Below are 10,711 nucleotides of genomic sequence, written 5' to 3'. Positions count from 1 at the left end.
ACCCACTACCGCGTCCGCCATTTGGTTTTCCGCATAACTTAGTTCTTGGTTAAAAAATAAAGAGTCGTCATCTACAGGCGTCACGCCAATATCAACAGTAATAGTATCTGTGCCTCCATTCCCGTCGCTAACTACAACGGTGAAGCTATCGCTTCCGTTGTAGTTTTCGTCTGGCGTATAGGTCCAATTACCATTTTCATCAACGACTACAGAACCGTTTGACGGATCTGTGCCTTTTGAGAATGTTAACGAGTCTCCGTCCGTATCTGTTGCGTTTAGCGTTCCGCTTACTGGGGTATCTTCGTCGGTGGTTACTGAAAGGTCATTACCTATCGGCGCGTCATTTACGGGAGTTACGCCAACGTTAACCGTAATTGTGTCAGTACCACCATTTCCATCATCGACGATAACCGTAAAGCTATCGGTACCGTTGTAGTTTTCGTTGGGGGTATAAGTCCAATCACCATTTTCATCGACAACGACAGTACCGTTTGATGGATCGGTGAACTTAACGAAAGACAGCGAATCGCCATCTTCATCTGATGCTGACAACGTTCCGCTTACTGGAGTATCTTCATCGGTTGTAAATGAGAGAGTGTCACCGACAGGCGAGTTATTGGTATCAACAAAGGTAGGGGCGCTATTAGTTTGCTCAAACGAACGGAATTGCTCTAGAAGGCTCAGGCTTTGAGTTCGCGACATGCCCAGCGCTTCAAATCCCGTTGTTATAAATTCGGTTGCTGGGATCGTTTCTTCACCGTCTCGCTCTACAGTCCCACTAGTTGCCAAGCTAGAACCATTTTGACCAGCAGCGGTAGCGAACTCATCTCCTAACTCAGTAGGGTCTTCACCTTCTTCTAATGCGGCAAAAATATTTGCGATATCCTGGTCTAGTTCAACTTCACCGTCTTCAGGTGAAAAACGCTTAACTGATACCTGAGGTTCATTAGGTCCATTTTGAGATTCAAGAGTTACATCTCCAGCCTGTAGAGGCTCTCCCTCTTCGAGTACTCTAACCGTGCCATCAACTGAAATAACAATGCGCTGACCCAATGCAAGAGCACCGGTCAAATTCAATGCTGTAATGTCCATATCAACCCCTAAAAACCATTTTCGCTTGTCACGTCAACTTTGTGACATCTTATTTATAATATTAGCCTAAATATAACATTTAACATCACATAATTCCTAGTTATGAATCGTGCATTTAACATACCGAGTGACAAGGTAATGACGCTGATCACATCACACAATAATGAAAGTGCTCACACTATCAATATAAGTTATTGTGTTTGCGAAAAATAACAGAGCTAAAAACGTAAAATTGACGTTCTCAAAATCATCATAAAACGCACAGCAAACTGTTAACAACTTTACAACCATTTACGGTAGCTTCTCGAGCGAACGTTATTTTTTTGGCGGTTCATCTAAATTTCGTATCTAGCACATTAAAAAGCGTAGGTTTAGATGCAGTCCAATTTGGAGAGATGGAAATTGAATTACATTCAAACGACAACATTAGGGTTAGCTATAGCGCTAAGTTTGCCGACAACAGCACAAACCTTAGAGCAAGCCGTTGCGTTTACATTAGAAAGCAACCCTGAAATCAAAAGTGCTTATAACGAATATATCAGTAAGCGTTATCTTAACGACGCTTCTGGTGGTGCTTATCGACCAAGTATAGACTTAGATGGTGGGATTGGTTATGAACATACTGATCTAGCAACCAACCAAGACACTACCGATCTGACTAGAAAAGAAGCAACGATCACCTTGACCCAGTTAATATGGGATGGCGCTAATACATCCAATGATATTGACCGTACTGCGGCTGATGCAGAGTCCGTGCGCTATCAACTACTATCTAACGCGCAAGACATCGCTTTAGAAGTAACAAAGGTTTATCTTGATGCAGTGAAAGCCTATGAAGTGCTTTCTCTTTCGGAAAGTAACTTAGCGACGCACAAAGAGATATATAACGATATTCGTAAGCGCGTGGAATCAGGTATTGGTTCAACCGCAGATATGTCACAAGTTGAAGCTCGTATTGCGAAAGCGCACGGGAATTTGCTTGCTGCTCAAAACAACCTTTTTGATACGCATACTCAGTTTAAAAGACTTGTTGGTCAATCTCCTTTAGGGTTAACTTTCCCTCGCGCAGATGCGGGTGCAATTCCTTATACCGTTGATGGTGCGTTGGCAAAAGCGTTTAACCAGCATCCAGTCATTAAGATTGCACAAGCCGATGTTGACTCAGCGAAGTTCCAATACAAACAATCTAAGAGTACCAACTACCCGACTGTTTCTTTTGAAGCCGCTCAAACTTGGCGTGATGACGCCGGTGGTACAGAAGGCAGCAGCGATGAGTTTTCTGCCATGGTTCGTTTAAGATACAACCTTTACAATGGTGGTTCGGATCAAGACCGCACAGAAAGTGCAGCCTACCAACTCAACAAAGCCAAGGACCTTCGCGAAAGTACTTACCGCAATGTAGAAGAGAGTCTACGTCTATCATGGAGCGCACTTGATTTAACGGTTCAGCAAAAAGAGTTCCTATCTGACCACGTAGACTCGGCATCAGACACGGTAATCTCATATGAGAAACAATACCGTATCGGTAAACGTACCCTTCTCGACTTACTTAACACTGAGAATGAATTATTCGAAGCTCGTAAAGGCTATTTAGATGCTAAGTATGACGAGCAATACGCAAAATATCGCGTAATGAACGCAACTGGTAACCTACTCATCGGTTTACGAGTTGAGATCCCAGAAGAATGGAATGAAAAGGTGGAATATTAATGAAGCTTACCAACACAGTATTATCGCTTTGCTTCATGGTTGTATCTGCCAATGTTTTAGCTGAAAACAACGAAGATGAATTCGAATATCGCGCTCTACCGCCGGCCACTCAAATTTACGATCTTCAAGATGATGACAATGACGGTGTAATAAACGCGCGAGATTTATGTCCCGATACACAAATTGGTGCCGAGATCGATAACGACGGTTGTGGATCATATTTCGAGTCATCGGAAAAGAAAGAGCTGCATATACTCTTCGCTAATAATTCAACGGAAATAAACCCTGTCTTTCTAGGGCACATACGCCAAATGGCGGCATTTTTAAAGCGCTACGAAAGTACCAGCATTGAATTGCAAGGTTATGCCAGCAAAGTAGGTAACGCGGAACATAACCTAAAGCTTTCGAAAGAACGTGCATCACATGTAAGACGAGCGCTAATTAGCAACGGTATTCAGCCATCTAGAGTCAGCATCGTAGGTCATGGTGATTCTGAATTCAGCAGTGATGACACCCAAATCAATCACGCACTACATCGAAAAGTTGTTGCTTCCGTTGTTGGATTTAAGGGTAATATCAAAGAAGAATGGCACATCTTCACCAAAATTAAAAAGTAGGCGTACCCAGCTTTTACCATACTGAAACGTTATCTTAAGTTAACGTTTCAGTATGGTGATAATTCCTTGAATAGCATATACCTAAGCCGTCTATAATGTTAATCTTGCCACGTTATCAACATAGAGAATTAATCCATGAGCAAACTTACAGCTGATACTCAAGCAAATCTAGAACTTTTCGTTTCTGAAACACAAGAAACTAAACTGGTATGGGGCCTTCGCAACGAAGAAGGTTGGCTAGCATGTGACTCAAGTGAATTCGAAAACAGCGAAGTGATGCCATTCTGGTCTTCAAAAGAAGATGCTCAAACTCACAACGTTGAAGAGTGGGCTGACTTCGAAGTATTAGAAATTCCACTAGATATCTTTGTAGAAGATTGGTTACTGACTCTTGCTGAAGACGGCGTTCTTGTTGGTACTAACTGGAATGCAACATTAGAAGGCAAAGAACTTGAGCCTTCTGACCTAGCGAAATTATACATCTAATTTCCGATATCGGTCGCACGATTCGCGCGACCGATATACCTCTGATTAGTATCAATAAATTAGAGACCTACCTCGCATAACCACGTAGTCGCACCATTCAAAATTTGAAGCAACATCAAACTAATAATAGAATATCGTTCTTTATCTGATTGATCGTCTCTTGTGAATCACTTCGTTTTTGTTACCTTTCTACTATTCATTAGCTTTTGTTCTTATAGCCAAGTATCAACATCAGATCGTGACCACAATTCACCAGTCTATACCTCCAATCTAAGCTCTACTCCAAATGCTGATTGGAACGCGCTTTATCTCTCTACTTTAAACCACTCTCCTGAGCGCGCATTAAACATGCTGCAAACACGCTACATCGGCTCAACGGTTTATGGAGATAAGCTTTACCTTGCGTCTCTTCTGTATCAATACATGAGCCACCGAGATCAGCCGTTCTACGGAATCGCTTCAAACGACAATGACTACCAAGCGATAGAAACAGCGTTTATTTCTGCTCTGAGGAAAGACGGCAAAGGCCAATATGAACAAGCACAACAAGGCTTTCTAACACTTTTGGCGAAAATGCAATCTCGCAGTGATTTAACTGGTAAAGCCTTACTAAAGTACCAGCTATGCCGATCGCTTAACGAGCAAGCTAAATACCATCAAGCGAACTATTACTGCTCTGCCCTTCAGTCAGATTTACATGACATCGCTGACCCTGTATTACCAAAATTCGGGACTTATCGAGTCATCGCGAACAATCATCATTTCCGCAGTGACTATCAAGCTGCACTAGACACCTACCTATCACTAATAAACGTGTTTCCACAAGGGCATGATATTTCAGGGGTTTACAACGATGTGGGTAACTTGCTCAAAGAATTAAAGCAATATGAAAAATCGGCGGAGTATCTAGAGCAAGCTCTCATTCTCAGAGTAAACGCTTCAGATTTAATGAAAGCACAAGTGCATCACAGCCTTGCGGATCTCTACCTTAACCAAGAGCAAAGTGAACTAGCAATTCACCACTTTCAGACAGCAAGAACACTGCTGAGCTCAACGTCGCATAGCTACGGTATTGCACTCACAAGTCTTGGCTTAGGAAAAGCGTACACTCAAACGAAAAACTATGATGTGGCGAGAACCTACCTAATTGAGTCTCTTTCAGCTTCGAGCGAACTGAGCAATGATGTCATTCGCATCAATGCTTACTTGGCGATCAGCGATATGTTCGAAGAACAGAAACTGCCAACGGAAGCACTCAACTATGCTCAACAAGCGCTAGAATTAGCTGAACAAGTCACAAGGCATAAATACATCGCGCAGTCACTTCTTCAGCTTTCTGATATTCATCAATCACTCAGCGATTACCAACAAGCTTTCTATTTCTACCAGCGATACTCGTCAATACAAATGGAAGCTAGAGATATCGACAATCGACTCGCACTCGAAGCGCTCGGCCTGACGCACGCCAAATATGAACAAGAACTAGAAAGCTCTTTCCTGACACATCAGACGAAACTCGACCGCGTTCAAATTGAAAAAATGGAACATCAAAGATGGATGTACAACATCGTTGTTATTCTGTTGCTTTGCGCTGCAAGCTTCACGGTATTGATAAACAAAACGGTTCGCGCAAAAGCAGCAATTGATGGCTTAACGAAAGCATATAGCCGAACTGAGATAATTCGAAGAATCAAAAGAGTGAAACGCTGTAAAGGGACGGACAAACAGCATGTGCTCGTGCTGCTCGATCTAGATAAGTTTAAGAAGATTAATGATGAGCATGGGCACCCTACTGGTGATCGGGCACTGGTCCATATTAGTGATCAAATTAGAAAACACTTAGTGAATGGTGAATTGTTTGGTCGCTTAGGGGGTGAAGAATTTGTCATCATATTAACCGATACCCCACCAGCAGAGGTACGAGAACGCGTTGAAGAGTTGCACTACGCCATTTCAAGCACTGTCTTTTTATCAGAAAGCAAAAAGTCACTTAATGTGACCGCGAGTTTTGCTTATCTAGCAACCTCAAACGCATTAAGTGACTTTGATGACTTGTATTCAGTGCTCGACCAAGCACTCTATCAAGCCAAAAGCAACGGCCGAAACTGCATCATTGATGCTTACAACGAACCAATTGATTGACCTGAGGTTATTTATTCTCAGTCTGTTTGCGAACCAACTCAGCCATAATACCTTCACGATCACCTAGGTAATCGTTAAGGCCAACTTTACGCAGTTCACACGCTGGGCAATCGCCACAACCATCCCCGACAATGCCATTGTAACAAGTCAGTGTTTTATTTCGAACAAGCTCAAGTGCTGAGTACTGGTCGGCCAACGCCCATGTTTCAGCTTTGTTGAGCCACATTAACGGTGTTTTAATATCAAGCGGCTTGTCCATACCTTGTACAAGCGCAGAGTTCATCGCCTTCACAAAGTCATTACGACAATCAGGGTAACCAGAAAAGTCTGTTTCACACACACCTGTAATCACGGTTTCAGCACCGATTTGGTAAGCGTAAATACCCGCTAGAGTCAGAAATAGAATATTACGACCAGGAACGAATGAATTCGGCAGCCCATTCTCTTGCAGCTCATGAGACACAGGAATATCGTCACGAGTCAAAGAGCTGATAGCCAGTTCATTCAACAGAGTCACATCCATCACTTTGTGCGCTTTCACACCAAGCTCTTTCGACAATGACTCAGCAACTTCAATCTCGAGTCTATGGCGCTGACCATAATCAAACGTAATCGCATGAACTTCATCATACTCTTTTAATGCTTGAACAAGACACGTTGTTGAGTCTTGACCACCACTGAATACTACCACTGCTTTTTTCATCTTAAATCCTTACGAGAACCTTCTACTAGCGACTTATCTTGCCCAGTAAAAATACAACCTATGCGATGCTCAAATATTTGTGAGTTTGTATTGATAAGCGCCAATTGCGCTCAATGCAGGTATCAATACAAAGCTGAGTAGCGCGGTCTTTTTGGCTGATTGGTTGCAGAGCGATAACAGTGTCGTTAGGAACTGCTGCTCGCTCCAATAAACCGTCAAGTTGTTCGATGTCTTTGCTTGTACCTACTGGATGCTTAATTTCGTTAGCACGTTGCAAGGCGCTATCTAAGATTTCCAGTTTCGCTTTCATCGCCACTTTCGGTGACACCGTAACCCAAGTGTCCGGTGTGGCTTTAACTTCTGATGTTCCGCTAGTCTCAATCTGACAGCGACAACCGTGCTGCTCAAACGCTTCAGTAAGAGGAACAAGATCATAAATGCATGGCTCACCACCAGTAATCACAATGTGCTTAGCAGTGTAACCTTGCTTGATATATTCATTCACGATTCCTTGAGCATCGATTGCTGACCAAGTAGGTGAATCTTCTGTCTTAACCATAATATCGCCAAGGCTGGTTTCCTCTTCTGGCAACGCTTCCCAGGTCTGCTTGGTATCACACCAAGAACAGCCCACTGGGCAAATTTGCAGACGAACAAAAACAGCGGGAACGCCAGTAAACACGCCCTCACCCTGAATGGTTTCAAACATTTCATTAATCTTGTACAACTTTCCCTCAGCTCAATCATTTGATGAAATTAATCAACCGCAGACCTTAAAGCACTTCCCCCTTTTGGTCAAACAAATGAGTACTGATAAATGAGTTGATCAAAGCCCTAGCCTGAACTTTCAAGTTCCCTTATCCTTTCGCCCATAGATTTCGTTAGCTTTTAATTTTTTAGTAAGGAACAACATGTACAAACTGATTGCTCTTGATATGGATGGCACACTACTCAACAGTGAAAAAGTGATTTCTCAAGAGAACAAAGACGCAATCGCCAAAGCACGAGCTGCAGGTGTGAAAGTAGTTCTCGCTTCTGGTCGCCCTTTAGAAGGCATGCAAAGCAAATTAGATGAGCTTTCGATTGACGGCGAAGATGACTTTGTACTCTTCTACAACGGCTCTATGGTTCAGAACGTATCGACAAAAGAGATCATTCACAGTGAGATCAGCAACGGTAAAGCCGCAAAAGAGATTGCTGCCCTCGCTGAACAGCTTGGTGGTTATGTCCATGCTTTCAGCAAGATCCACGGCTTAATCACACCTGAGAACAATGAGTACACTGGTATTGAAGCGCGTATTAATTGCTTAGATATAACCGAGTTCGACTTTTCTCAACTAGAAGATGACCACGAAATCATCAAAACTATGATTGTCGCTGAACCAAGCAAGCTGACTGAAATCATCGGTAAGTTGCCACAAGAGCTTAAGACTCAGTTTACTATCGTACAAAGTGCACCATTCTTCTTAGAGTTCCTAAACCCGAAATCAAACAAGGGTGTCGGTATTGAAGCGATAGCGAAACACTTAGGCATTAAAGCGGAAGAAGTCATCTGCATGGGTGATGCTGAAAACGATCACCATATGCTTGAATACGCAGGCCTTGGCATTGCAATGGAAAACGCAATGGAAGAAACCAAGAAACTGGCGGATCACATCACAGCTAGCAACGACGACCATGGTGTAGCGGTCGCGATTGAGAAGTTTATCTTCAACTCATAAACGCTCAACAGGTTCTAATAAGAATTACTTTTTGCTTGTTTCAGAAATGACAAAGGCTGTGCACTGCACAGCCTTTTTGATTTTGTGTTAGTCGAGTCGCTTACTCTCTTTTCCATGGCAGACGAAATGCCACCACACCAAACAGAATCAAGATTGGGAAACGTAACGTTTCAACAATAAATGAAGCAATACCGCTGAAAGAGACAAAGCTTCCAGCCCAGCTAATCAGCAGATTTCCCGCTAACAACATCGCCATCACTCCAAGAACGATCTTGAATGAGAACTGACCAACCAAAGGTTTCGAGTCTGTTAACGTCACTAGGCATGCAATCGTCATCAAAATCGCCACCCAGAATGAGAATGTTGGCAGTGGCCATATCACCGTCAGAACAATCGACAGTAAGCACAATGCCCACCAAACACCTTTAGAACTCAATAAGGCGCTAATATCAACATCCGGTTTCGCGTCTAATCTCACGATATGCCACGTCGTTAAAGCGCCTAATACGCCACCCATTAATACATCACTAAAAAACGCACTACCTGAATAAGACTTAAATAGCATGATCCACAGCAGGCCAGCGAGCACTACCAGAATGGCTTTTTGCTCCAAGAGGCGCTTTAGTTTCCAAAAGACTAACAAGGTTAAACTGACCCACAAGGCAGCCAACAGACTTGGAAAACTATACCCACTGCTCATCACCAGTTTCAATGTTGGCATGTAAGCGTGTGGACGTGGAAAACCAAAACCTTGGTGCGCGATTAAAGTAAGTAGTGTCACCGAGATCAAAGTGAAGCCAAACTTCAACGCGAAGTTACGGCCAAAGTACCAAGCAATTAACGGCAATATCACAATGAAGACCCATGGCTTGGCCAACAAGTCAGTCAAAAGCACAGTATTCGCAAATACGCTTGGCATCTTATCGAACGTGTTTTGAAGTGACACAATCCAATTTAATTCAACTTGATGGACTTTGGGTGCCGCGCCCACCAGCTCAGTCACATACGTCACCGGTTGATCTGTCGCAGATAAAAACAGCTCGTTAATCTCAGACCACTGTTCTGGGTAGCGGTATTGGTGATCTTGCAATTCAGTAGGAGGAAGTAACATCGCTCGGCTGACTTCCACGCCATAATGAGGAGCAAACCAAATCGGCAGCTCAAAGCCACCTAACTCATTTCGAGCCTTGTAACTGATCACTTCAGAGTCAGAAATACAATCAAACACGACGGCACTGTCGGTATAACCTAGCACATCACCGACCGTTACCGACAAACCAGCCTCTTCCCACGTTTCACGTTGCGCCGCGACGGCTGGCGGCTCACCTGAAACAACAGTGCCTCCCGGTAGAGACAATTGACCGGTGATCAACTCATCAACCAACACGATTTGGTTATCAGCACGTACTACACACAAGGCGCCCGCGATATGATCGGGCAAAGTGTCGTTTGCCCAAGCGGAAGTAGTACTCAAAAGAGACAGTATGAAAACTAATAAATATCGAATAACCAACGAGTTTACCTAAAAAATAATAGAAGAATATTGAAGACTGCTGTTGCAGTTGAACTATTGTAATCAAAGCCACACAAAATCGCTGTCTACGTTTTGTGCAAAGCCTTCCTCATCCATTGAATGTGAGGTGTGAACCCCATTTTTTGATAGAAGTCCTTGGCAGGCGAGTTAAAGTCCCAAACTTCTACAAAGACTTGTTCAACCCCATAATCATCAAAAGTACTTTCAACTTTGTTAAACAACTTTTCAGCAATCGATTCTTTTCGATAATCAGGCAAGACAAACAGTTCATCGACACTTCCCATCGGCACTGGTTTGCTGACCGTTGAGATAAGCTCACAAAAATGCCCTGAGATAAAGCCAACAATGAGCTCTCCTTTTAATGCCACATAAACCAAACATTCAGGGTCATCCAAGTATCGTGCAATGCTTTTTTCCTGCTCAATCTCTTCTGCCGTTTTAAAGTGCTCTGGGCTAGCAAGGTGGTGGTGATGGTGGAGATCGAACATTAACTCGTTAAGTTGTTCTAAATCCGCGTGCTTTGCGGCCCTTAAGGTGACATTCATGACTATTGCGCTTCTCAAACCAAATTAATATCTAAACTGAGTCTAGTGTACTTGGCGTGAGTATCTATACAAGTTATTGAATTAATTCATTGTTTGAAGTGTGTATTTTAGATACAAAAACGGCCACATTACGTGGCCATTCTGTTTGAATGATTTTGAAT

10 protein-coding genes are annotated in these 10,711 nt (G+C 43.0%); 5 read left to right on the top strand and 5 right to left on the bottom strand.

Features of this window, described 5'->3' with window-relative positions; genetic code table 11:
• On the bottom strand, window positions 1-1,092 hold a 1,092-nt coding region (locus AB4307_RS20005), incomplete at its 3' end, for an Ig-like domain-containing protein (RefSeq protein WP_372133175.1).
• 402 nt (window positions 1,093-1,494) lie between these two features.
• Here AB4307_RS20005 and AB4307_RS20000 point away from each other — a divergent pair.
• From AB4307_RS20000 to AB4307_RS19985, 4 genes are all read left to right on the top strand, one after another.
• Window positions 1,495-2,802 carry a TolC family outer membrane protein gene (locus AB4307_RS20000; protein ID WP_017062307.1) on the top strand — a complete coding sequence of 436 codons (1,308 nt, stop codon included), beginning with the start codon at window positions 1,495-1,497 and terminating at the stop codon, window positions 2,800-2,802.
• Window positions 2,802-3,419, top strand: coding sequence for an OmpA family protein (locus tag AB4307_RS19995; protein WP_102321441.1), 618 nt, complete (start codon window positions 2,802-2,804; stop codon window positions 3,417-3,419). Before AB4307_RS20000 ends, AB4307_RS19995 begins: the two co-directional genes overlap by 1 nt.
• A gap of 135 nt (window positions 3,420-3,554) precedes the next feature.
• Window positions 3,555-3,905, top strand: coding sequence for a DUF2750 domain-containing protein (locus tag AB4307_RS19990; protein ID WP_017062305.1), 351 nt, complete (start codon window positions 3,555-3,557; stop codon window positions 3,903-3,905).
• Window positions 3,906-4,067: 162 nt separating this feature from the next.
• Window positions 4,068-6,047 (top strand): diguanylate cyclase, encoded by a 1,980-nt coding sequence (locus AB4307_RS19985; RefSeq protein ID WP_136974303.1) that lies wholly within the window; start codon window positions 4,068-4,070, stop codon window positions 6,045-6,047.
• Between the two features lie 7 nt (window positions 6,048-6,054).
• Here AB4307_RS19985 and queC read toward each other — a convergent pair whose 3' ends face one another.
• A complete protein-coding gene (gene queC / locus AB4307_RS19980; protein WP_243583528.1) occupies window positions 6,055-6,750 on the bottom strand; it encodes a 7-cyano-7-deazaguanine synthase QueC in 696 nt (231 codons plus the stop codon).
• A 58-nt stretch (window positions 6,751-6,808) separates the two neighbouring features.
• Window positions 6,809-7,477 (bottom strand): 7-carboxy-7-deazaguanine synthase QueE, encoded by a 669-nt coding sequence (gene queE, locus AB4307_RS19975; protein WP_346762947.1) that lies wholly within the window; start codon window positions 7,475-7,477, stop codon window positions 6,809-6,811.
• A gap of 184 nt (window positions 7,478-7,661) precedes the next feature.
• Between queE and AB4307_RS19970 the strand changes: the two genes are divergently transcribed.
• Window positions 7,662-8,471, top strand: a complete 810-nt coding sequence (locus tag AB4307_RS19970; protein ID WP_017062301.1) for a Cof-type HAD-IIB family hydrolase — start codon at window positions 7,662-7,664, stop codon at window positions 8,469-8,471.
• A 100-nt stretch (window positions 8,472-8,571) separates the two neighbouring features.
• Here AB4307_RS19970 and AB4307_RS19965 read toward each other — a convergent pair whose 3' ends face one another.
• A complete protein-coding gene (locus AB4307_RS19965; protein WP_029235369.1) occupies window positions 8,572-9,984 on the bottom strand; it encodes a bifunctional NUDIX hydrolase/phosphatase PAP2 family protein in 1,413 nt (470 codons plus the stop codon).
• Between the two features lie 86 nt (window positions 9,985-10,070).
• Window positions 10,071-10,550: a GNAT family N-acetyltransferase gene (locus AB4307_RS19960; RefSeq protein ID WP_009846623.1), complete on the bottom strand. Its 480-nt coding sequence runs from the start codon at window positions 10,548-10,550 to the stop codon at window positions 10,071-10,073.
• Window positions 10,551-10,711: the final 161 nt, after the last annotated feature.

Origin of the sequence: Vibrio sp. 10N.261.52.C2 (assembly GCF_041471425.1) — a bacterium.
GTDB classification, from domain to species: Bacteria; Pseudomonadota; Gammaproteobacteria; order Enterobacterales; family Vibrionaceae; genus Vibrio; species Vibrio crassostreae_C.
Note: the sequence above shows the minus strand (reverse complement) of the source record. Positions and strands in the feature narration are given on the sequence as shown.

Coding starts and splice junctions, on each gene's coding strand:
- AB4307_RS19995 (WP_102321441.1), top strand. CDS start 2,802: ATGAAGCTTACCAACACAGTATTATCGCTTTGCTTCATGGTTGTATCT.
- AB4307_RS19990 (WP_017062305.1), top strand. CDS start 3,555: ATGAGCAAACTTACAGCTGATACTCAAGCAAATCTAGAACTTTTCGTT.
- queC (WP_243583528.1), bottom strand. CDS start 6,750: ATGAAAAAAGCAGTGGTAGTATTCAGTGGTGGTCAAGACTCAACAACG.
- AB4307_RS19970 (WP_017062301.1), top strand. CDS start 7,662: ATGTACAAACTGATTGCTCTTGATATGGATGGCACACTACTCAACAGT.
- AB4307_RS19960 (WP_009846623.1), bottom strand. CDS start 10,550: ATGAATGTCACCTTAAGGGCCGCAAAGCACGCGGATTTAGAACAACTT.